The organism is Streptococcus sp. KCJ4932 (assembly GCF_004352745.1).
GTDB classification, from domain to species: Bacteria; Bacillota; Bacilli; order Lactobacillales; family Streptococcaceae; genus Streptococcus; species Streptococcus ruminicola.
In genome coordinates this window covers 1-24,195 of the sequence record NZ_SJWW01000012.1, presented here as the reverse complement: position 1 = coordinate 24,195, position 24,195 = coordinate 1, and the positions used below count along the sequence as shown (strand labels likewise).

At 38.2% G+C, this 24,195-nt stretch carries 20 protein-coding genes and 1 tRNA gene; 2 read left to right on the top strand and 19 right to left on the bottom strand.

What is annotated here, in order from left to right:
- From gltB to purR, 10 genes are all read right to left on the bottom strand, one after another.
- Positions 1-4,518 carry a glutamate synthase large subunit gene (gltB, locus tag E0E02_RS06345; RefSeq protein ID WP_074964988.1) on the bottom strand — a complete coding sequence of 1,506 codons (4,518 nt, stop codon included), beginning with the start codon at positions 4,516-4,518 and terminating at the stop codon, positions 1-3.
- Between the two features lie 191 nt (positions 4,519-4,709).
- The gene (gene glnA, locus E0E02_RS06340; protein WP_074560916.1) at positions 4,710-6,056 is read right to left on the bottom strand and encodes a type I glutamate--ammonia ligase; all 1,347 of its coding nucleotides are present in this window, start codon (positions 6,054-6,056) and stop codon (positions 4,710-4,712) included.
- A gap of 48 nt (positions 6,057-6,104) precedes the next feature.
- Positions 6,105-6,476, bottom strand: a complete 372-nt coding sequence (locus E0E02_RS06335) for a MerR family transcriptional regulator (protein WP_015695674.1) — start codon at positions 6,474-6,476, stop codon at positions 6,105-6,107.
- Positions 6,477-6,557: 81 nt separating this feature from the next.
- Positions 6,558-7,103: an aromatic acid exporter family protein gene (locus E0E02_RS06330; RefSeq protein ID WP_133018150.1), complete on the bottom strand. Its 546-nt coding sequence runs from the start codon at positions 7,101-7,103 to the stop codon at positions 6,558-6,560.
- 132 nt (positions 7,104-7,235) lie between these two features.
- The gene (locus E0E02_RS06325; protein WP_033153373.1) at positions 7,236-8,432 is read right to left on the bottom strand and encodes a phosphoglycerate kinase; all 1,197 of its coding nucleotides are present in this window, start codon (positions 8,430-8,432) and stop codon (positions 7,236-7,238) included.
- A 182-nt stretch (positions 8,433-8,614) separates the two neighbouring features.
- Positions 8,615-9,628 carry a type I glyceraldehyde-3-phosphate dehydrogenase gene (gene gap / locus E0E02_RS06320; protein ID WP_021143165.1) on the bottom strand — a complete coding sequence of 338 codons (1,014 nt, stop codon included), beginning with the start codon at positions 9,626-9,628 and terminating at the stop codon, positions 8,615-8,617.
- 207 nt (positions 9,629-9,835) lie between these two features.
- Complete coding sequence (fusA, locus tag E0E02_RS06315; RefSeq protein ID WP_020917479.1) at positions 9,836-11,914, bottom strand: elongation factor G; 2,079 nt, start codon at positions 11,912-11,914, stop codon at positions 9,836-9,838.
- A gap of 201 nt (positions 11,915-12,115) precedes the next feature.
- Positions 12,116-12,586 carry a 30S ribosomal protein S7 gene (gene rpsG, locus E0E02_RS06310; RefSeq protein WP_004233289.1) on the bottom strand — a complete coding sequence of 157 codons (471 nt, stop codon included), beginning with the start codon at positions 12,584-12,586 and terminating at the stop codon, positions 12,116-12,118.
- A gap of 21 nt (positions 12,587-12,607) precedes the next feature.
- On the bottom strand, positions 12,608-13,021 hold the full coding sequence (gene rpsL / locus E0E02_RS06305) for a 30S ribosomal protein S12 (protein ID WP_003066537.1): 414 nt from the start codon (positions 13,019-13,021) through the stop codon (positions 12,608-12,610).
- 245 nt (positions 13,022-13,266) lie between these two features.
- A complete protein-coding gene (gene purR, locus E0E02_RS06295) occupies positions 13,267-14,082 on the bottom strand; it encodes a pur operon repressor (RefSeq protein ID WP_039696241.1) in 816 nt (271 codons plus the stop codon).
- A gap of 361 nt (positions 14,083-14,443) precedes the next feature.
- On the opposite strand from purR, the gene E0E02_RS06290 reads away from it, so the two are divergent.
- Complete coding sequence (locus E0E02_RS06290; protein WP_165937142.1) at positions 14,444-14,902, top strand: hypothetical protein; 459 nt, start codon at positions 14,444-14,446, stop codon at positions 14,900-14,902.
- A 101-nt stretch (positions 14,903-15,003) separates the two neighbouring features.
- Here the strand turns inward: E0E02_RS06290 and E0E02_RS06285 are convergent, their stop codons facing one another.
- The 5 genes from E0E02_RS06285 to rsgA are packed head-to-tail and all read right to left on the bottom strand — an operon-like array spanning position 15,004 to position 19,374.
- On the bottom strand, positions 15,004-15,942 hold the full coding sequence (locus E0E02_RS06285; protein WP_006531898.1) for a 3'-5' exoribonuclease YhaM family protein: 939 nt from the start codon (positions 15,940-15,942) through the stop codon (positions 15,004-15,006).
- The gene (locus E0E02_RS06280; RefSeq protein WP_074560920.1) at positions 15,932-17,206 is read right to left on the bottom strand and encodes a DNA recombination protein RmuC; all 1,275 of its coding nucleotides are present in this window, start codon (positions 17,204-17,206) and stop codon (positions 15,932-15,934) included. Before E0E02_RS06280 ends, E0E02_RS06285 begins: the two co-directional genes overlap by 11 nt.
- Position 17,207: 1 nt before the next feature.
- A complete protein-coding gene (locus E0E02_RS06275; RefSeq protein WP_133018148.1) occupies positions 17,208-17,840 on the bottom strand; it encodes a thiamine diphosphokinase in 633 nt (210 codons plus the stop codon).
- Complete coding sequence (rpe, locus tag E0E02_RS06270) at positions 17,833-18,495, bottom strand: ribulose-phosphate 3-epimerase (protein ID WP_074560922.1); 663 nt, start codon at positions 18,493-18,495, stop codon at positions 17,833-17,835. Before rpe ends, E0E02_RS06275 begins: the two co-directional genes overlap by 8 nt.
- A gap of 6 nt (positions 18,496-18,501) precedes the next feature.
- Positions 18,502-19,374: a ribosome small subunit-dependent GTPase A gene (gene rsgA, locus E0E02_RS06265; RefSeq protein ID WP_133018147.1), complete on the bottom strand. Its 873-nt coding sequence runs from the start codon at positions 19,372-19,374 to the stop codon at positions 18,502-18,504.
- 187 nt (positions 19,375-19,561) lie between these two features.
- Here rsgA and E0E02_RS06260 point away from each other — a divergent pair.
- Positions 19,562-19,650: transfer RNA gene (locus E0E02_RS06260), tRNA-Ser, on the top strand.
- Between the two features lie 41 nt (positions 19,651-19,691).
- Here the strand turns inward: E0E02_RS06260 and E0E02_RS06255 are convergent.
- From E0E02_RS06255 to E0E02_RS06240, 4 genes are all read right to left on the bottom strand, one after another.
- A complete protein-coding gene (locus tag E0E02_RS06255) occupies positions 19,692-20,426 on the bottom strand; it encodes a LytTR family DNA-binding domain-containing protein (RefSeq protein WP_133018146.1) in 735 nt (244 codons plus the stop codon).
- 661 nt (positions 20,427-21,087) lie between these two features.
- Entirely contained in the window at positions 21,088-22,470 is a 1,383-nt protein-coding gene (locus E0E02_RS06250; protein WP_133018145.1) for a GHKL domain-containing protein, read from the bottom strand.
- Positions 22,467-23,849, bottom strand: coding sequence for a GHKL domain-containing protein (locus tag E0E02_RS06245; protein WP_240789019.1), 1,383 nt, complete (start codon positions 23,847-23,849; stop codon positions 22,467-22,469). Before E0E02_RS06245 ends, E0E02_RS06250 begins: the two co-directional genes overlap by 4 nt.
- Positions 23,842-24,195 (bottom strand): GHKL domain-containing protein (locus E0E02_RS06240; protein ID WP_133018144.1); only part of this gene is annotated, 354 nt, incomplete at its 5' end. The genes E0E02_RS06240 and E0E02_RS06245, both read right to left, overlap by 8 nt.

Sequence of the window (24,195 nt, the reverse complement as noted above, 5' to 3'; positions counted from 1 at the left end):
TTATTTACCCCCTGTTACTTGTGCGAGAAGCTCTTCTTTTTCTGCTGCTGTTTCAGCTCCACCAGTTGCAATTTCGAAAGTACGCAATTCAAGTTCGTCACCTTCTAGACCAGTATTAGCAAGAGCATACTCAATGTTATTGATTTCGTGGAACTCAGTTGGGTAAACTTTGACAAATTTATCAACTTCTTGTGCCCAGTTGTCAAGCAAACGTTTAGCTTTGGCACTACCAGTGTATTCGTAGTGTTTTTGAATCATATCTACCAAAACATCGTCACCACGTGTTTCACCAACTTTGTAAAGGTCAACCATTTGACGGTTAACTTTTTCAGCGAAATCGCCATCAGCATCGTAAACGTAAGCAACACCACCACTCATACCAGCAGCGAAGTTACGACCTGTTGTACCAAGGATAACCGCAACACCACCTGTCATGTATTCACAACCGTGAGCTCCGACACCTTCAACAACAACTTTCGCACCTGAGTTACGAACACAGAAACGTTCACCAGCACGACCAGCGAAGTAAGCTTCACCTTTGACCGCACCAAAGAGGGCAACGTTACCAACAATTGGTGAATTTTCAATATCATAAGCAGCATCATGTGGTGGTTTCACAATCAAACGTCCACCTGACATAGATTTAGCAATGTAGTCATTGGCTTCACCAACCAAAGTCAATTCCATACCTTGAGTAATAAAGCTTGCAAATGATTGACCAGCAATACCAGTGTATTCGTACTTAATCAAACCAGGTTCAACTGAGTAGTTACCATAACGTTCAGCCATCCAACCTGCCATACGAGCTCCAACAGCACGTTGAACATTGTTGATTGTTTCTTTAACTGTTACGCTTGTACCACTATCGACAGCGGCTTTGGCAAATCCATCCAATTCTTTCCATTGACGTGCTTCAGCAAATGGATCTTCTGTCTTACGTTCAATTGGATAAGCTGTTCCAAGCATACGAGAGAAATCAAGTGATTTAGCTTTACCTTTTGGAACAAATTTAGCTTTCAAGATTTCTGAATGTCCAACCATTTCATCAACAGAACGGAAACCAAGCTCAGCCATGTATTCACGCAATTCTTCTGCCATAAACATCATCATGTTGATAACATGTTCAGGTTTACCAGCAAAGTGTTTACGAAGTTCTGGATTTTGTGTTGCAACACCAACAGGACAAGTATTAAGAGAACATACACGCATCATGACACAACCAATTGAAATCAATGTCAAACTTGCAAATGAATATTCTTCTGCACCAAGAAGTGTGGCAATGGCAACATCACGACCTGTCATCAATTTACCATCTGTTTCAAGCGTCATACGTTGACGAAGGCGATTAAGTGACAATGTTTGATGAGCTTCAGCCAATCCCATTTCCCATGGAAGACCAGCATCACGAACAGAGTTACGAGGAGAAGCTCCTGTACCACCATCATAACCAGAGATAACAACCTTATCAGCACCAGCTTTTACACAACCTGTAGCGATTGTACCAACACCAGTACTTGAAACCAATTTAACATTGATTTTAGCATAAGGATTAATAGCTTTAAGGTCATAAATCAATTGTGCCAAATCTTCAATTGAGTAGATATCATGGTGAGGTGGCGGTGAAATCAAACGCACACCAGGCGTTGCACCACGAATTTCAGCAACCCATGGGAAGACTTTTTGACCAGGCAACTGACCACCTTCACCAGGTTTTGCACCTTGTGCCAATTTGATTTGGATTTCTTCAGCAGACATAAGGTATTCAGCATTGACACCAAAACGTCCTGAAGCGACTTGTTTAATCTTAGAGTTCAAGTTACGACCATCTGGTTGCACTTTGAAACGATTACGGTTTTCGCCACCTTCACCAGAGTTAGATTTAGCTCCAATTGAGTTCATTGCTTCAGCGATTGTTTCGTGCGCTTCTTTAGAAAGCGAACCAAAACTCATGGCACCAACTTTGAAACGTTTAACAATTGCTTCTGCTGGTTCAACCTCAGAAAGGTCAACTTTTGGACGATCTGATTTAAATTCCCAGATTGAACGAAGTGTCGTCGGAGTTGACAAGGCTTCTTTATCCAATTCAGCAGTGTATTCTTTGAAGAGTTTGTAATCTCCTTTACGAACAGCTTGTTGGAAATTGTAGATTGTATGTGGATTGAAGAGGTGATATTCACCATCAGCTTTAAATTGATAAATACCGCCACTTTGAAGATAATCACCACGACGAGGTCCAAAGGCATCTTCCATACGTTGAAGATATTCTTTTTCAATTTGGTCAAGAGACAATCCACCGATACGTGTTACTGTACCTGTAAAGTATTTGTTAACAACTGAGTCTGAAAGACCAACTGCTTCAAATAATTGAGCCCCTTTGTAACCAAGGATTGTCGAAATCCCCATACGGCTCATAACTTTAACGATACCTTTTTCAGCTGCTTTACGGTATTTTTCAAATGCTGTTTCATCTTTACCGTATTCTTTCAATGTTGCATAAGCACCATAAGGGTGAACGGCTGCAGCACCATAACCAACCAAAGTAGCAAAATGATGAACTTCAATTGCTTCTGCCGTATCCACAACGATTGAGAATTGACTAGCTTTTCCTTTGACAACCATGTAGTTATTCAAACCAGAAACAGCCAAAAGCATTGGGATTGTTGTTTGGTTTTCTTTTACATTGCGGTCTGAAAGAATGATAATCTTGCTACCATTATCAACAGCTTTTTCAGCTGCTTTGAAAAGATTTTCTAACGCACGTTGCAAACGATTATGTGATGGTTCAACAACATCGTAAACTGTTGAGAGAGTTGTTGCACGATAACGTTCGTCTTGCAAGTTAGCGATTTTGGCAAAATCTTCGCTTGAAAGAACTGGACTATCAATTTTAACTTTGACACAGTTATCAGCACCATCAGCTTTGAAGTTACCATCACCACCGAGGTAAACACTTGTTGAAACGACAATTTGTTCACGAATCGCATCGATTGGTGGGTTTGTAACTTGGGCGAATTGTTGTTTAAAGAAAGTGAAAAGAGATTGACTCTTATTAGAAAGAACTGCTAGTGGGCTATCAAATCCCATAGAAATAACAGGTTCTTCACCTTTTTCAGACATTGGGAGGATAACTGTACGAATAACTTCTTCATTATATCCGTAAGCTTTCCACATTGTTTCAATGTCATTTGTTTCTTGAGTTAATTCTGAAGCTTCAAAGTCATTAAGATGTGCAATATTTTCTTCAACCCATTCTTTGTATGGATGTTGTGCAGCATAGTAGGCTTTGACTTCTTCATTACGCATCAATTTACCAGAAGTTGTGTCAATCAACATCATGTTACCAGGTCCAAGCACACCTTTTTCGATAACGCGACTTGGTTCAAGGTCAACAACACCAGATTCACTTGAACAGATTAAGAAATTATCTTTTGTCAATGAGTAGCGGCTAGGACGCAAACCATTACGGTCCAAACGAGCACCAACCATGTCACCATCTGTAAAGACAAGAGCAGCTGGACCATCCCATGGAGCTACAAAACTTGATGCATATTCATAAAATGCTTTAAGGTCATCAGGAAGACCTGACTCGTCACCCCAAGCTTCTGGCACCATCATCAATAAACTTTGTGGAATATCACGGCCATTGCGATAAAGATACTCTAAACAGTTTTCCAACTTGGCAGAATCTGAGTTTTCTTCATTATAAACTTCAATCTGGTGACTGTGCATCCAGTTTTCTGCACCACGAAGTGTATTAATTTCACCATTGTGAGCCAAGAAACGGAATGGCTGTGCACGATCCCAAGATGGGAAAGTATTTGTAGAGAAACGTGAGTGTGTCAATGCAATGTGTGATTTAAAATGTTCATCTTGCAAGTCAGGGTAGAATAGCCCTACTTGAAAGGCATGAAGCATCCCTTTATACACAATTGTTTTGCTTGAAAGAGAACAGATGAAAAATTCATCAGATGAAAAGCTCTTTTCAAGTTGACGACGCAAGCGGAACAATTTGTCTTCAAAATCACGACCAGCTTTAGTATCATCAGGTTTTTTAACAAAAACTTGAACAAAGCTTGGCATAATTTCTTGTGCCGCTGGACCACAATTGTCATAATTGAATGGCACATCACGAGTCATCAAAACATGGAAACCAGCTGATTTAATTTCTGCTTTAACTGCTTCTAGAAGGCTATCTTTAGCCTCAGTATCTTGAGGTAAAAATAGTTGTGCAACAGCGTAGTCACCTTTTTTAGGTAAATCATAACCTGCTTCTTTTGCTTTTAATTGGAAAAATTCATCTGGTAAAGCAAGCAACATTCCGGCACCATCACCAGTATCAGGTTCAGCTCCTGTACCACCACGGTGATTCATACGTGTCAACATTGTCAAGGCATAATCAATCAAAGTATGACTTGCTTCACCATCGAGTTGTGCAACAAACCCCATCCCACAGGCATCTGATTCAAAAGATGGATCCCAAAGCGTTGTCTGCTGCGCCCTCAAAGCACTTTCATTCATAGCTCTTACTCCTATCATTAATACAAATAGTCTAAAATAGACTAAAATAGTCTAATTATTCAGAATATTTACTTCACATTATACCACATTCTCTCTAATTAGAATAGCTCTTATTTAAACTTTCTATTTAGAATGTGGTATTTTTTGGAAAAAAAAAGACAGCTAGAAGCTGTCTTACTTACTACTACTTCTTAGTAAAGATCTAGATAGTTGTCGATTTCCCATTGTGAAACAAAGGCCGCATAGCTTGACCATTCAATTTTCTTAGCTTCCACAAAGTTTGTAAAGATGTGATTTCCAAGAGCAGCTTTAACCACTTCATCATCTTGCAATGCTTTAACGGCATTGTGCAATGTTGATGGAAGATCACGAATTCCAGCTTCTTTACGTTCTTCTTGAGTCATGATGTAGATATTTGATTCAACTGGAGCTGGTGCTTCAATTTTGTTTTCAATACCATCAAGACCTGCTTCAAGAAGGACAGCAAGAGCAAGATATGGGTTAGCAGTTGGGTCAACTGAACGAAGTTCCAAACGAGTACCCATTCCACGTGATGCAGGTACGCGGATAAGTGGTGAACGGTTACGTCCAGCCCATGCGATGTAAACAGGTGCTTCATAACCAGGAACCAAACGTTTGTATGAGTTTACAGTTGGGTTCATGATTGCAGTGTAGTTATAAGCGTGTTTCATCAAACCGCCAAGGAAGTAATATGCTGTTTCAGACAATTGCATACCTTTTGGATCTTCAGTATCAAAGAAAGCATTGTTTCCATCGTAATCGAACAATGACATGTTACAGTGCATACCTGAACCGTTGATACCAAATTTAGGTTTAGCCATGAATGTAGCGTAAAGACCATGTTTACGAGCAATTGTTTTAACAACAAGTTTGAAAATTTGAATGTTATCACATGCTTTCAAAACATCAGCATATTTAAAGTCGATTTCGTGTTGACCGATTGCAACTTCGTGGTGACTTGCTTCAACTTCAAATCCCATTTCAGTCAAAACATTAACGATTTCACGACGAGTGTTATCTGCAAGGTCAGTTGGTGCAAGGTCGAAGTAACCACCGCGGTCGTTTACTTCAAGAGTTGGTTCACCTTTTTCATCCAATTTGAACAAGAAGAATTCTGGCTCTGGACCAAGGTTAAATGATTTGAAACCAACTTTTTCCATGTGACGAAGTGCACGTTTCAAGTTACCACGTGGGTCACCTGCAAATGGTTCACCTTCAGCAGTGTAGATATCACAGATCAAACCTGCAACAGCACCATTTTCACCACCCCAAGGGAACACTGTCCATGTATCAAGATCTGGGTGCAAGAACATATCAGATTCGTTGATACGTACAAAACCTTCGATTGAAGAACCATCGAACATTGCTTTGTTTGACAATACTTTGTCAAGTTGTTCGTCAGTTGCTGGGATTTCTACGTTTTTCAATGTTCCAGCGATATCTGAGAACATCAAGCGTAAAAATGTAACATTTTTTTCTTTGACTTCGCGACGGATGTCAGCTGCTGTAATAGTCATGAATTTAGGTCTCCTTTTAAAACCGAAATAACCGAGCGGCGCTTATTTTTAGATGCGCCAATTGCTAATGTACTGTGATGGGGCCGAAAAACGACCTTGGTTTCGGAGTTCATCTTGTAAGATTCGACGAACATCAGCATCAGTTAAAGACTTCTGCTTTTGAAGTGCTTTATCTTGTCTATCTGCGTATTCACGTTTGATAGCCGCAATGTTAAGCCCCTCGTCAAGGAAATCTTTAATTTCAAGCAATCGATCCATATCGTTTAATGAAAACATACGACGGTTACCTGAAGTACGTTCTGGGGTTATTAACCCTTGATCCTCATAATAACGAATCTGACGTGCTGTTAAATCGGTCAATTTCATTACTGTCCCAATGGGAAAAACCGCCATGGAACGTCTGAGTTCTTTTTCTTTCATGATGACCTCCTTCCGATAATTATTATAGTCTGAAAATTCTAAACTGTCAACCCCATATGTTAGAAAATATAACATTAAGACTTAATTTTTTTCATTTTTATTTTTCAACCACTCGCGAACCATATCTACATCAGAATTAACGAGTATAGCAACAAAGACTCCACAGAATGTTTCAAACACCCTTGCAAAGACATATAAAATCGTATCCCCAGCTGGAATAGACAACGTAATAATTAAAAGTGCCGAAGTTCCACCAATAATCCCTGCTTTATTGTTAATCGAAACATTGATCATAATGCCAAGCATTGTAAATACTGGAACAAAAATTAAAGTCACCCAAAATTGGTTGTGGAAAAATTGATTAATTAAAAAGAAGAGCAAAGATAGAAAACCACCGACACTATTTCCAACAATACGCGAAAAACCAAAGTGAACACTTTTATCCAAACTTTCACGTAAGCTGAAAACAGCCGTCAGCGTTCCAATCTGCAGCCCTTCCCAACCAAATAAATGAAATAATAAGAGAACCAAAAAGACAGACAAACCTGTCTTCAGCGTTCGCATCCCTAACTTAAACTTACTCGGATCAAATTTATAATTTGATAAAAGATCTTTCAAATACTTCATAACCCACAACCCAATATATTTTCTTTATTTTAACACATTTTAAATCGTTTTCGCTAGACTGGAATGCGTTTACTTTTTCAAGTGTAAACAAAAAAGAGCCCCAAAGGGCTCTTCTATTCTCAAAGTTGAGAATTATTTGTCAGTCAATGCAGCAAGACCTGGAAGTACTTTACCTTCAAGAAGTTCCATAGAAGCTCCACCACCAGTAGAGATCCATGAGAATTTGTCTGCACGGCCAAGGTTGATAGCTGCGGCAGCTGAGTCACCACCACCGATGATTGATTTAACACCTGGTTGTTTAACGATAGCGTCCATTACACCGATTGTACCAGCTTGGAAATCAGGGTTTTCAAATACACCCATAGGTCCGTTCCAAACAACTGTTTTAGCACCAGTCAATTCTTCGTCGAATTTAGCGATTGATTTAGGACCGATATCAAGACCAAGGAATCCAGCATCTACAGCTGCACCTTCAGTATCTTTAACTTCAGTGTAGTCAGCAAAAGCGTTAGCTTCTTTTGAGTCAACTGGCAAGATCAATTTACCGTTAGCTTTAGCCAAAAGTTCTTTAGCAACGTCAAGTTTGTCTTCTTCAACAAGTGAGTTACCGATTTCGATACCTTGTGCTTTAAGGAATGTGTAAGTCATACCACCACCGATAAGAACTTTATCAGCTTTTTTCAACAAGTTTTCGATAACACCGATTTTATCTGAAACTTTTGAACCACCAAGGATTGCGATAAATGGACGAACTGGGTTTTCAACAGCTTCTTGGATGTAAGCAATTTCGTTTTCAAGAAGGAAACCTGCAACAGCTTTTTCAACGTTTGCAGAGATACCTACGTTAGATGCGTGTGAACGGTGTGCAGTACCGAATGCATCGTTAACGAAGATTCCGTCACCAAGTGAAGCCCAGTATTTACCAAGTTCTGGATCGTTTTTAGATTCTTTTTTACCGTCAACATCTTCAAAACGAGTGTTTTCAACAAGAAGAACTTCACCATCTTTAAGGTTGTTGATAGCTTCTTCAAGTTCAGCACCACGTGTAACACCTGGGAAGACAACATCTTGACCAAGTTTAGCTGCCAAATCAGCTGCTACTGGAGCAAGAGATTTACCTTCTTTATCAGCTTCTTCTTTAACACGTCCAAGGTGAGAGAAAAGAATTGCACGACCACCTTGTTCGATGATGTACTTGATTGTTGGAAGAGCCGCAGAAATACGGTTGTCATTAGTGATAACGCCATCTTTCAAAGGTACGTTAAAGTCAACACGGACAAGGACTTTTTTACCTTTCAAATCAACGTCTTTAACAGTCAATTTAGCCATTGATAGGACTCCTTATAATTTTTTATACATGCTAATTATATCACAAAACCTGTAAAAGAGGTAGTTAAATCAATAGAATTTGTCCCACAGCCTCTACAAGCGCACGAGATCTAAAGAACATATTTACAGAAAACAAAAAAAAGAGAGGAATAAATCCTCTCTTTAACTGATCAACTCAATGATTATTTAGCAATTTTTGCGAAGTATTCAAGAGTACGAACAAGTTGTGAAGTGTATGACATTTCGTTGTCGTACCATGAAACAGTTTTAACCAATTGAGTACCGTCAGCAGCTTCAGTTACTTCAGTTTGAGTTGCGTCAAACAATGAACCGAATGAGATACCTACGATATCGCTTGAAACTACTTGGTCAGTGTTGTAACCGAATGATTCAGTTGCAGCAGCTTGCATAGCAGCGTTAACTTCTTCAACAGTTACTTTTTTGTCAAGAACTGAAACAAGTTCAGTAAGTGATCCAGTTGGAACTGGTACACGTTGTGCATGACCTTGAAGTTTACCGTTCAATTCAGGGATAACAAGACCGATAGCTTTAGCAGCACCAGTTGAGTTAGGAACGATGTTTTCAGCAGCAGCACGTGCGCGACGGAAGTCACCTTTACGGTGTGGTCCATCAAGAGTCATTTGGTCACCAGTGTAACCGTGAACTGTAGTCATTGTACCAACTTTAAGACCGAAGTTTTTGTTCAAAGCGTCAGCCATTGGTGCAAGACAGTTAGTTGTACATGAACCAGCTGAGATAACTGTTTCAGTACCATCTAGGATTTCGTGGTTAGTGTTAAATACGATTGTTTTAACATCTGATCCACCAGGAGCAGTGATAACAACTTTTTTAGCTCCACCTTCGTGCAAGTGTTTTTCAGCAGCAGCTTTAGTTGCAAAGAAACCAGTTGCTTCAAGAACGATTTCTACACCGTCGTTAGCCCAGTCGATTTGTTCTGGGTCACGTTCAGCAGAAACTTTAACGAATTGACCGTTAACTTCAAAACCACCATCTTTAACAACAACATCACCGTTGAAACGACCTTGAGTTGTATCGTATTTCAACAAGTGAGCAAGCATAGCTGGGTCAGTAAGGTCGTTAATACGAGCTACTTCAACACCTTCAACGTTTTGGATACGACGGAATGCAAGACGACCGATACGACCGAAACCGTTAATACCAACTTTAACTACCATTAGTGATTTCCTCCTTATGAAAATCAAAAAAAAATTTTTTATTTTAAAAGGTTTCCCTTTTAGACAATTGTGAAAAGATTAACTTACGTAGGCACAAATCAACCTTTCAACGCTATTATTATATAACTATTTCGCTAAAATTGCAAATATTATTACCGTTTTCATTACAAAAAAGGACGCTCATTTGAGCATCCTTTTTATGAGTAATTATTCACCAGAATTTTTCTTGATGATTTCTTCTTGAACTGATTTAGGAACGTCTTCGTAGTGGTCAAATACCATCATGAATGTACCACGTCCTTGAGTTGCAGAACGAAGAACTGTTGCGTAACCGAACATTTCAGCAAGTGGAACGAAGGCACGAACGATTTGGCTGTTACCGTGAGCTTCCATACCATCAACACGTCCACGACGAGCTGTAACGTGACCCATAACGTCACCAAGGTTTTCTTCTGGAGCTGTGATTGTAACAAGCATCATTGGTTCAAGAATAACTGGGTGTGCAGTTTTAGCAGCTTCTTTAAGTGCAAGTGATGCAGCGATCTTGAAGGCAGTTTCAGATGAGTCGACATCGTGGTATGAACCATCGTAAAGTTTAGCTTTAACGTCAACCATTGGGTAACCAGCAAGAACACCGTTAGCCATAGATTCTTGAAGACCTTTTTCTACTGCAGGGATGAATTCACGAGGAACCACACCACCGACAATAGCATTTTCGAATTCGAATCCTTTACCTTCTTCATTTGGAGTAAATTCAATCCAAACATCACCGAATTGACCTTTACCACCAGATTGGCGTTTGAAGAATCCACGTGCTTGAGTAGCTTGACGGAATGTTTCACGGTATGATACTTGTGGAGCACCTACGTTAGCTTCAACTTTGAATTCACGTTTCATACGGTCAACAAGGACGTCAAGGTGAAGTTCACCCATACCAGAGATAACTGTTTCACCAGTTTCAACGTTAGTTTCAACACGGAATGTTGGATCTTCTTCAGCAAGTTTTTGAAGAGCGATACCCATTTTATCTTGGTCAGCTTTAGATTTAGGTTCAACCATCAATTGGATAACTGGTTCTGGAACATCGATTGATTCAAGAATAACTTTAGCTTTTTCATCAGTCAATGAGTCACCAGTTGTAGTATCTTTCAAACCAACAGCAGCGGCGATATCACCAGCGTAAACTGTTTCGATTTCGTTACGGTGGTTAGCGTGCATTTGAAGGATACGTCCGATACGTTCACGTTTACCTTTAGATGTGTTAAGAACGTAAGAACCGCTGTTCAATACACCTGAGTAAACACGGAAGAATGTCAAACGACCTACGAATGGGTCAGTCATGATCTTGAACGCAAGGGCTGCAAATGGTTCGTCATCTGAAGCTGGACGTTCTTCTTCTTCATCTGTATCTGGGTTAACACCTTTGATTGCAGGGATGTCAAGTGGGCTTGGAAGGTAGTCGATAACCGCATCAAGCATCATTTGAACACCTTTGTTTTTGAAGGCAGAACCACAAAGAACTGGGAAGAATTCAACGTTGATAGTTGCTTTACGGATAGCAGCTTTCAATTCAGCTTCAGTGATTTCTTCACCTTCAAGGTATTTCATCATCAATTCTTCATCAGTTTCAGCAACTGCTTCGATCAATTTTTCACGGTATTCGTTAGCTTGATCTACGTATTCTGCTGGGATGTCTTCTTCAAGAATATCTGTACCAAGGTCGTTAGTGTAGATTTCAGCTTTCATACGAACCAAGTCAATGATACCACGGAAGCTGTCTTCAGAACCGATTGGCAATTGAATTGGGTGAGCGTTAGCTTGAAGACGATCGTGAAGTGTGCTTACTGAGTAAAGGAAGTCAGCACCGATTTTGTCCATTTTGTTTGAGAATACGATACGAGGAACACCGTATTCAGTAGCTTGACGCCAAACTGTTTCTGTTTGAGGTTCTACACCTGATTGTGAGTCAAGAACTGTAACCGCACCATCAAGAACACGAAGTGAACGTTGTACTTCGATTGTGAAGTCCACGTGCCCTGGTGTGTCGATAATGTTTACGCGGTAGTCTTTCCATTGTGCAGTTGTAGCGGCAGAAGTGATTGTGATACCACGTTCTTGCTCTTGTTCCATCCAGTCCATTTGTGAAGCACCTTCGTGTGTTTCACCGATTTTATGGATTTTACCAGTATAGTAAAGAATACGCTCAGTTGTTGTTGTTTTACCAGCATCGACGTGAGCCATGATACCGATGTTACGAGTTTTTTCAAGTGAAAATTCGCGAGCCATTTTTTTCTCCTATTATAAATTTAGTTTACTACTTTATTATAACATACTTTTAGAACGGATAGGCAGGACCTACCCGTTCTAAAGATGTTTTATTAAATTTGATACAACCTAAGCAGAAATAAATTCTGATTAAGCCAATTTCGAATGCCAGTAGTAAAACAAGTTAAATGCATTCGAAGTAACGTATCATTATCTTGCAGATTACCAGCGGAAGTGTGCGAATGCACGGTTTGCTTCTGCCATACGGTGTGTATCTTCACGTTTTTTAACTGAAGCACCAGTGTTGTTAGCAGCATCAAGGATTTCTTTTGCAAGACGATCTTTCATAGTGTGTTCACCACGATCACGTGATGCGTTTACCAACCAACGAAGTCCAAGAGTTGTACGACGTTCTGGACGAACTTCAACTGGGACTTGGTAGTTAGAACCACCGACACGACGAGCACGTACTTCAAGAACAGGCATGATGTTTTCCATAGCTGTTTCGAATACTTCAAGTGCATCGTTTCCAGTAGCTTCTTTAATTTGTTCAAATGCATCATATACGATTGATGCAGCAGTACCACGTTTACCATCAAGCATAACACGGTTGATAAGACGTGTTACAAGTTGTGAATTGTATAATGGATCTGGCAATACTTCGCGTTTTGGCGCTCTATTTTTACGACTCATTCTTTCTTATCTCCCTTCTTATTATCCTTTAGGACGTTTAGCACCGTATTTAGAACGGCTTTGTTTACGGTCAGCAACACCTGCAGTATCAAGTGCACCACGAACGATGTGGTAACGTACCCCTGGAAGGTCTTTTACACGTCCACCACGGATAAGAACAACACTGTGTTCTTGAAGGTTGTGTCCGATACCTGGGATGTATGCAGTAACTTCGATAAGGTTGCTCAAACGTACACGAGCGAATTTACGAAGGGCTGAGTTAGGTTTTTTAGGTGTCATTGTTCCAACACGTGTTGCAACACCACGTTTTTGTGGTGAAGATACGTTAGTTTGAACTTTTTTGTGGCTGTTGTAACCAACGTTAAGAGCTGGTGATTTAGATTTTTCAACTTTAGATTTACGTGGTTTACGTACCAACTGGTTGATTGTAGGCATCTACTTTTCTCCTGTAAGATTTTTATTTTGGTTGATAGGGCGCTTGGTGACAGTCCCTATCTAAAATGTGTACTTTGCAACATTTGTCAGCACGTCTCTGTACACTCTGGAGAGACCAAAAGTAAAAAGTACCGTTCATAATAATACCATAAGACTAGCAACATGTCAACTGATTTTGCTTGTTTTTCCTGTTTTAAAACATTATTTTCGAAGATACAAAAAAAGAGGCTCTCGCCTCTTTTTGATTATTTGTCAAAGATATTACCAAGTTCAACTTTAACGTGGTTATTTTTAACGTCAATTTCTGAAACTTTTAGCAATGATTTGTAGTTCATGCGGTCACGTTTTTCTTGGGCATTTTCAGCGAAAACAGCGACTCCGACTAATGTACTATCAAATTCTGTCAAAAGGCTAACCATACCAGAAATAGTACCACCACCTTTAAGGAAGTCATCGACAATCAATACTCGGCTATTTGGTTTCAAGCTACGTTTTGACAAGAACATCTTTTCAATACGGTCACTTGATCCACTTGCGTAATTGACAGAAACCGTAGAACCTTCAGTGATTTTAAGGTCTCGACGAACAATAACAAAAGGTACGTTTAAGATATTCGCTACAGCATTAGCTAATGGCACACCTTTTGTTGCAACTGTCATAACAGCATCAATCTTGTGTCCTTTAAAGGCATTAGCAATAATACGCCCAACACTTTGTAAAATGCGTGGGGTACTTAGCAAGTCTGATAAATAAATATAACCACCTGGAAGGATACGATTACTTTCTGACATACTATCACGTAAGTCTTCAATAACCGCTCTTGCTTCTTCTTCAGAGATTCCTGGTGTAAAAATGACACCTCCACTTGCCCCTGTGACTGTTTCAATTTCGCCAATTCCAGATTCTTCAAAAGCTTTTTTGATGATGGCGATATCTTCAGAAATCGAAGATTTTGCTGCTTCATATTTTTCAGCAAAAGTATTTAAGCTTGTCAACTTATAAGGGTTGTTAATCAAATAGTTGGAGATGACAACCATGCGTTCACTACGTCGTAATTTCATAATTTCTCCATTTTTTAGTATCTGTTTTTGTTATTATAACATAAGAAAACGAAAAAAACGAACATTTTAATAAAAAAACTACATTTTTTATGTTTTTTCCTAATGTAAAGGTATTCCAGAGAGCATAATATTAAAATATTTTGTTATTTGATATTTTTTCTAACCATGACATTTCACCTTAAAAATCGGAAGAAAAGCTGTCATATCAATATAGTAAGCGATATCTTTTGACAGTAAAAAATGCTCGATGATATAATAATGGTAAGGAAAGCTGCTGTAAATAATATAGCTAATATTTCTGGCTTAATTGATAGTCCCTCGTGCACTTGCACATGAATCAATGATAAACGGAGGTCTAATTATGAAAAAGCTGTTTACATTAACTGGGCTGCTACTCTTAGCAATTTTTTTAGGAGCTTGTCAGGCGCAAAACAACGCTACTCCTTCAAATCAAACTGCAAAAACTAGCTCAACTATCTCAGAAAGTAGTTCAAGCTCAACTACTTCAACGCCAAGCCAAACCAATCCAGGATCTAGTCCTTCCAGCTCAGATATTTCTAACGCGGCACCATCAACTGTTTTGGATGGAACTTATGTTCTAGAAAGATTTGATGAAGTGAAAACTTTGACCATCAAAGACGGAACTGGGCAACTAGAAACTAAAGAATACGACGGAGAAATCGATATCGATCCCGTAAAAGTCAATGCTGACAAGCAGATTATCCTAATCGGTGATGATATGAAAACCTATCAATTAGACGGTAATCAACTCACTTTGACTGAAGGCGATGGCGACCAAGATATCTATACTAAGCAATAAATAATACAACTGTACATCATTAAAGGTATCCGTCTGGATACCTTTTTTTATATTAAAAAAACCGTGGACGAACCACGGTTAGAATTTCTTAAATCGATTAATTATAGCTTTGGTTTATAGAAAGAACGGTTGTCCATAGCAAAGATACGATTTGTCATTTCACCTTCATCGATACGGCTTAGGGCCGTTGTCATCATCATCATTTCAGCATCGATATTATCAATCATGTGAATAATTTCTGCTTCCATGACACGTGGGCGAACTGGGCTACCATATTCCAGTAAACCATGGTGACTTAAAACAACGTGACGGAGAATGATAACATCTTCTTTCGTATCATCGATATTTAACTCTGTCAAAACTTTTGTAATTTCTTCATCAATCAAAGCAATGTGACCGATTAGATTACCGCGAACTGTATACTCTGTATTGTCTGGACCTGTCAATTCAATAACTTTAGCCAAGTCATGAAGCATAATACCAGCGTAAAGCAAACTCTTATTAAGCTGCGGATAAACATCACCAATTGCATCTGCCAAACGAACCATAGTTGCTGTATGGTAGGCTAGGCCTGATTCAAAAGCATGGTGGTTGGTTTTAGCAGCTGGATATGTAAAGAATTCTTTGTCGTATTTGCGATAAAGTGCACGGACCACACGTTGCCAAACCGCATTTTCAATTTTAAACATCATCTGTTCAAGATATTCTTTAACATCAAGAACATCAACAGGTGATTTTTCTTTGAAATCACGTGGGTCATTTGGCTCACCTTCTCGTGTATTACGTAGCGTAATTTGGTTCACTTGTGGTGTGCCGTTATAAACCTCACGACGTCCCTTCATATAAACAACTTTACCTGCAGTGTATTCTTCAACGTTATAAGGCTGAGCATCCCAAAGATTTCCTGAGATTTCACCACTATCATCTTGGAAGGTGAAGGCGATGTAATCTTTACCAGCTCTTGTCTTACGAAGTTCTGCAGATTTTATCAAGTAGAACCCTTCAAAGAGTTCGTCTTTTTTCATTTGACTAATTTTCATGATTGTCCTCTTCTTCTAATGGTGGGAGGTTAAGCAAGCTTTTCGTTGCTTGATCTTGGTAAGATTCTACTGTATTTAACGCACGGATAATTGCATTTGTTCGTGTGGAAATCAAGCTATCCAAGGTATTATTTGCAGTGTTAATTTGTTTTTGAGCTTTAACAAGCATGTTGCCAAATTTCTCAAATTCCACCTTAACATTCCCTAGAATCTTGCTGATATCGTTCGCATTTTTCTGAATATTAAGAGTTTTGAATCCGACAGCAAGCGAATTTAACAGAGCTGACAGCGTTGACGGACCTGCCACAACAATATTCTCATCACGTCGCAAGCTATCAAAGAAGCTAGCATTGCGAACCACTTCTGAATACAATCCTTCTGTCGGTAAAAACATAATACCGAAATTGGTTGTCTCAGGTGGATTTAAGTATTTTTTATTGATATCTTTAGCAAAGCGTTTGATACTATTTAAAAGTGACTTACGATAAAGTTCAACTTGTTCTTTATCGCCACTTTCATAAGCGTCTTCTAGGCGATAATAATCTTCCAACGGAAATTTTGAATCGATTGGCAAATAAACATAACCATCGTCTTCAACTCCTGGGAGTTTGATAGCATATTCCACGCGTTCACTTGAGCCAGAAACGGTTGGTACTTCACGTTCGTACTGACTTGGCGTCATAATATCTTCGATAATTTGCCCTAATTGCAACTCACCGAGAATACCACGTGTTTTCGTATTAGAAAGCACTTTGTTCAAGGTACCAACATCCTGAGCGACTGTTTTCATCTCACCCAAGCCTTGGTTAACAGATTCTAATTGTTTTGAAACTGTCTCGAACGAAGCTTTCAAACGATTCTGCAAAGTCTGCTCTAGCTTTTCTTCAACAGTCTGACGCATTTCTTCTAAGCGTTTTTCATTAGACGCTTGCATTTCTTTGACAGAATTTGTCAAATTACGGTTAATGATTTCTAAGCGTTGGTCAGAACGGTCGCGGTTTTCACTCAAACTTTTGTGAAGCACATCGCGAATATCATTTAATTGTGTGTATAAATCATTTTGCAGACGATTAAGCTGATTATTCAAAGCCAAGACCTGATCTTTTTGAGCTAAATCAAGTTGGTAAGATACTTGGTCAGATAAATTATCCGCATTATCATCCATTTTTTGTGATAAATCATCAGTTAGCTTTGCAATTTTTGATAAAAGGTAAATCAACAAAGCAACTCCGATGACTCCTAACAATAAAGTCATTACTAACATATTACCTATCCTTACTTTGAATAACGATAAGATAACCCGATGCTAAGGTAACTGTAATAGGCTGCTGGTCTAAAAATTCGTTGCTAGAATAAATTTTCTTTTTGAAAAAATTCTTAGCATTCAAATTATATTTAGCCCCTTCGATGGTTAAATCCGCATCGCCATCAGCCATAAAAGACACATAGGTCATTTCAGCTTCTGGTAAAACTTGGCAAGTCCCTGCTGGATAAAACTGAATGCTGTTTTGCTTGTCTCGCAAAGTTATCTGACGCATAAATGGTGCTAAATCAGGATCCCCAGGCAAGAAGAGATTTGACATCATATGATCAATTCGACCACCAAAAGCTCCGAAAATAGTCACTTGGGCTTTTGGATACTGCTCAAAAACTGTTTTCAGAGCTAGTTCTGTGTCGGTGTCATCTTTTTCAGGATTTGCTTGAATAAAAACACCAGCTTTACGCTGAATCTCTTGCAATTCATCTTGATTAACTGAATCAAAATCACCAACTGCAATATCCAGTGGGAGCTGATTTTCTAACAAAAACAAACTGCCTCGATCCACACCAACAAAGACATCAAATCCGGTGGAGAAATCTGATAATTGACCACCAGCAAATACAGCTACCTTAGTCATCTAAAGCCACGCGCAATGTTTCTACTTGTGCAGTCAAATCGCTAGCTTTAAAGAGATATGATCCTGCAACAAAGACATTAGCTCCAGCTTGGTAGCAAGCTTTAATAGTCTTGTTATCCACACCGCCGTCAACTTCGATATCAAAGTCATAACCTTTTTCGTCACGAATTTTAGCGACTTTTTGAACCTTGTCAAGCATTTCAGGAATAAAGGCTTGACCACCAAATCCTGGGTTAACTGTCATGATAAGCACTTGGTCAACCAAGCTCAAAACAGGTTCAATAGCTGAAACAGGTGTACCTGGATTGATAACAACACCAGCTTTCATGCCAGCTTTTTTAATTTTTTGAAGGGCACCGTGAATGTGAAGGGTTGATTCTGCATGAATTGTCATGATATCAGCACCAGCTTGCGCAAAAGCATCAACAAATCGTTCTGGATTGACAACCATCAAGTGGCAATCAAAAACGAGTTTGCTGTGTTTACGCATGCTAGCCACAACATCTGCACCGAAAGTAATGTTAGGTACAAATTGGCCATCCATAATATCGATGTGCACATATTCAGCGCTTGTTTCTTCAATACGTTTTAATTCTGAAGCAAAGTTAGCATAATCAGCAGCTAAAATTGATGGAGCGATTTTATTGTTTGACATAAGTACCTACTTTCTTTTTACAACTTTCTTATATGTTTCGCGACGATTCTCAATTTCACTGAGAAATTGAAGATAGTTATCATAACGTGACTGCCAAAATTCTCCAGACTCAACGGCGTCTTTGACCGCACACGATGGTTCATGAGTATGCGTACATGAACGGAATTTACACAAACGACTTAAGCGACGCAGCTCTGGAAAAGCTTTGTTCAGGTCTTCTGCATTAGTTATTTCGTAATCCAGTGAAGAAAATCCTGGCGTGTCAGCGATTTTACCACCGTTGACATTATAAAAACTAACAGCTCGTGTCGTGTGTCGACCACGCCCAAGACTATCTGAGATTTCACCTGTTTCTAGTTTTAAGCCAGGAGCAATCTTGTTTAACAACGTTGATTTTCCAACACCTGTCTGTCCCATAAAGACGGTCACTTTGTCCGTCAAGAGCGGAAGCAATTCGTCTAAAGATGTGCAAAATTGATAGCCAATTTCTTGGTATTGTTGTTGAATCGCTGCAATCTCATCAGGATTTGTCAATAAATCCATTTTTGAAATATAAACAATTGGTTCAATCGCCTTATGCTCTAATAAAACCAAGAAACGATCTAACAAATTAGCATTAAAATCAGGCTCTTTAGCTGACATGATGACCACCGCTTGGTCGATATTGACAATTGGTGGGCGAACAAGACTGTTTTTTCTGTCATGAATCGCTAAAATATAACCTTCTGAATGGTCTTCTGCTGAAAAATCAACAAAATCACCGACGTAAGGTGTTTGACCTTTTTTTCTAAAATTTCCACGCGCACGTGTTTGATAAACAACTCCATCAGATTCTACATAATAGAAACCTGCTAGAGACTTGATAATTCTACCTTGCAAATGTATTTCCTTTTTTTGATTGATAGTCCTATTATAGCAAAAAATGGGCGTTTATTCAGTAATCAAGCCAAAAGATTTCACTTGATTGGCTTTTTTACTCCAAAGGAGTATAATGACATTGTCTTTTAGAAATGCGGACTTAGCTAGTGTTTTTGATTAAGCACACTTCACATTCCTATTAGAGCTTGGAAAGGTGGCCCAGCTTGGTACGGCACCAGACTCGAAATCTGGCAAGTGGAATCCTTTCACACGCGGGTTCAAATCCCGTCCTTTCCTTTTTAAAGCACAAAACGCCAACTAATAAGCTGGCGTTTTTTCTATTTCAGATTTTCCATTTTTGATCTTAAGTCTTTGATATATTTTCTAGAAACATAACAAGCTTTATCATCGTCAAAATAAACCAAACCTTCTTTTTTATCTAACCTAACAATATTATTTAGGTTAATAAGATATGATTTATGACATCTAAATAATTTCTGATTAGCTTGCATCACTTCTTTGATTGAACCATAAAAGTGACGTTGCCCAGTCTTTGTAATCAACTTTAGACGATGGCTTTCTGCGGTTTCAAAATAAAGGATATCTTCCATAGGAATGCGGATTTTCGTTTTGTTATTTTCAAAAACAAATATTTCCTTAGGAATGTTAAGTCCTTGATCCTCAAAAACTTTTTGCAAGCATTTTTTTAAGTTATCTTTTATCGCATCATCTTTATCTGTTTTATCAATAAAATCAAGTGCACTAACCTGTGCTCGATAAGTTAATAACATGAATTCAGAGTGAGTCGTCACAAAAACAATTGTCGCTGTGCGTGATTTTTCCCTTATCGCCTTAGCCACTTCGATTCCTTTGGTATTATCTCCGTGAATATCAATATCCAGGAAAAAAATTTGAGGAAAAGACTCCTCAACTAGGTTAGTTAAACAATCAGGTTCACTAAATAAATCAAAATGACGAGTTTCCCACTGATTCGTCTCAAGTAAGTCTCCAATCATTTTCTCAATACGGAACTGCTGATTTACATTATCTTCTAATACATAGATATCAATCATTGTTTTCTCCCTTAAACAATAACATCATTGATCATCTATTATTGTAACATATAAAAAATCCCTATCGACCGACAGGGACTAAAAAACTATTAGTTGCAAACAAAAACGTCTTATCTTCTAAAATCAACACTCATGACTCGATGTGTAGAAAGGGTTGGTGTGCGGTCGATGAAGGATACTAGTGCTCCGCTCGTCTTTCTCTCTACAATCTCATCAAACTATTTCCTTTTAATATCAAGTAGTTCTTTTTTTATGGATGGATTTTTCTCCCAGAAAAACACTAATACTAGCGCATAAATCACCTTTATCTTCCCCAGAAATGATTTTAAAAGTATTGTAAGTATTCTCTGAAAAAACAGATGTCAAAAGTTAAACCAATACTTGACAATAATGCCAGCTATTATTTCCCCCTAATCTCCAATAATAACTAACCTGAAATAGCAGGTTGATTGATCAATAAAACTCTTAAGATTTCTAAACTCATTTGCCACTAACCCAAAAAGCAAAAGCGATAAGAAATCTAATCTGTCAATGTTCCAACTAAGAAGTTATCCTCTGATAACCATATCTATCATACCTTTTTTTCGTGCCAATTTGACGCCCAATTCCTAAAAGGACAAAAAACATTCCTAAGAGGACAAAAATTAGCTTTTTAAGAAAATTATGACTCGTAAATTCTCACTACTTGTGTGAATGTGTAATCTAAGCTGCGGGTTTCGATGGACAGATTTTCGTAATCATCTTGGAAATCCATCAGCGTCGCTAGACCAAGTCCACGATTTTCTCCCCTGGTTGAATAGCCACGCTCAAAAATCTTAGTTAAATCCACCGATTTTTCCTTGGTTGAATTCTCAATCATAAAAACAAAGTCACCATCTTGGTAAAAATTAGCGACTGAAACTTTTGGAGTTTCTGACTCCAAGGCTCCTTCTATGGCATTATCAAACAGAATCGACAAAATTCGGATGTAGGAAATCAATGGAATCTTTGGAGTTCCCATTTTTTCGGCAACTTCCAAGCTAATCGCGATACCCTGATTTTCAGCTTGTAAAAACTTAGCTGACATGAGACTTTTGACGCCGCTGTCTGTGATGTTAGCCAGACGAGTCAAGTCAAATTTATTATTTTTGACCAGTTTCGTCGAATCGGCCGTGATTTCCTCATAAATTTTCTTGATGTCATCAAGATTGCCTTGGTCAATTCCAACCTTCAAACTCATCAGGACATTAGCGTAGTCATGCCTGAAACCGCGAACCTCCTGATAAAGACTTTTCACGTGCTTGCTATAATTTTCAAGTGCCGCAAGCTCCATCTCCTGATTGCGAAGCAATTCATTTTTCTGCTCTTGCCCATGACGGAAATTGAGGTAAAAGAGGAAGATAAAAAGGAGAATGAAATAGAGGAAGATTACCGCCCTATAAATAGTTATATTTATCGAATTTTTCTCAAAAGGTGCTATAGCCGCAAAACACTCCGCTCCTGGATAAAAAAACAGTAATACAATATTGATAAATCTAAGTGCTCTTGCACTAAGATAATTCTTTAGTGTTTTTCTGACATTTGAAATATCAATGTTTAACCAGTTTGAAAGCAAATTATAAAAAATTGGTGGAACAAAAATAGCCATAGCAGTAAAAAGCCATACTGCTAAAGAATGTACTTGAGTAGAGACTGGAGAGAGTTTGATTGAAAAAAGTCCCATTATTGTATATCCAAATACTCCTTGTATAATCAAATAAAGACTATTTGGATATAAAGCATAAAAAATGTGATATCTGAATTCTAATTTTGGATTATGTCTATACGATATCAGCATAAAAACTAAAATAATGGCAATATCTTTGATAACTAGTAATCCTATTTTCAAAGTATTACCAGTTAAGATACCAAAAATAATTGAACCAGTTTGAACAAATAAAATTATTGCACACCATTCTAGAAAAGTTATCTTAGTTTTAGTTATTTGTTGAAAAAGAAAACCTATTATGATAAATCCAAAAAAATTCAAAAACATTGTAATAATAAATCCAATAATCTCAATCATCTACTATCTCCCTCATATATTCTCACTACTTGTGTAAATTTATAATCTGAACTGCGGGTTTCAACCGATAAATTCTCGTAGTCATCTTGGAAATTCATCAGCGTTGCCAGACCAATTCCGCGATTATCTCCTTTGGTTGAATAGCCACGCTCAAAAATCTTAGTTAAATCCACCGATTTTTCCTTAGTTGAATTTTCAATCATGAAAACAAAGCCACCATCTTGGTAAAAATTAGCGACTGAGATTTTTGGCTCCGCAGATTCCAAAGCTCCTTCTATGGCATTATCAAACAGAATCGACAAAATTCGAATATAGGAAATCAATGGAATCTTTGGAGTTCCCATTTTTTCGGCAACTTCTAGGCTAATCTCGATGCCCTGATTTTCAGCTTGCAAAAACTTAGCTGACATGAGACTTTTGACGCCGCTGTCTGCGATGTTAGCCAAGCGAGTCAGGTCAAATTTATTATTCTTGACTAGCTTCGTCGAATCGGCTGTAATTTCGTCGTAAATTTTCTTGATGTCATCAAGATTGCCTTGATCAATTCCAACCTTTAAACTCATCAGGACATTAGCGTAGTCATGCCTGAAACTGCGCACTTCCTCATATAAACTCTCCACGTGCTTGCTATAATTTTCAAGTGCCACAAGCTCCATCTCTTGATTGCGAAGCAATTCATTTTTCTGCTCTTGCCCATGACGGAAATTGAGATAAAAGAGGAAAATAAAAAGAAGAATGAAATAGAGGAAGATAACTGCTCTATAAATATTTCTGTTCATCGACATATCCTCAAAAGGCGTTAGTGCCGCAAAACATTCCATTCCCGGATAAAAAATCAACAAAGCAACATTAACAAGCCTAAGCGCTCTTGCACTAAGGTAATTTTTTAGCGTTTTTCGAACATTTGAAATATCAATGTTCAACCATTTTGAAACTAAATAGTAAAAAATCGGTGGAATAATAACCTCAGTCATCATGACAATTAGAATTCCTAACGATGGTGAAGTCATTGCAAGTGGATTTAATTTTATTGAAAAGATTGCTAATATGCCATAACCATAAACTCCCTGTAAAATCATATAAAGATTAATCGGATACAAAGCATAAAAAATATGATATCTTATCCCTATTTTAGGATTATGGCGAAATGAAAGTGAGATTAAACAAAAAATCACTGAAATATCTTTTATTAGTACTAAAATAACCGTCGAGCATTTTTTAGGGTCCATTAAAAATGAACCAGTTTGAACAAATATTATTATCAATACCCACTCTAAAAACGTTATTTTAACCTTTGTTATCTGTTGAAATAAAATTCCTAATATAATAAAACCTATAAAATTAACCAAAAGGCCAAAAATAATTATTAAATTATCCAATATTTTTACCTTCTCTATCGTATATTCTCACTACTTGTGTGAATGTGTAATCTGAACTGTGGGTTTCAACCGACAGATTTTCGTAGTCATCTTGGAAATCCATTAGTGTTGCTAGGCCGAGGCCGCGATTATCTCCCTTGGTTGAGTAGCCACGCTCAAAAATCTTAGTTAAATCTACCGATTTTTCCTTGGTTGAATTTTCAATCATGAAAACAAAGTCACCATCTTGGTAAAAATTAGCGACTGAGATTTTTGGCTCCGCAGATTCCAAAGCTCCTTCTATGGCATTATCAAACAGAATCGACAAAATTCGGATATAGGAAATCAATGGAATCTTTGGAGTTCC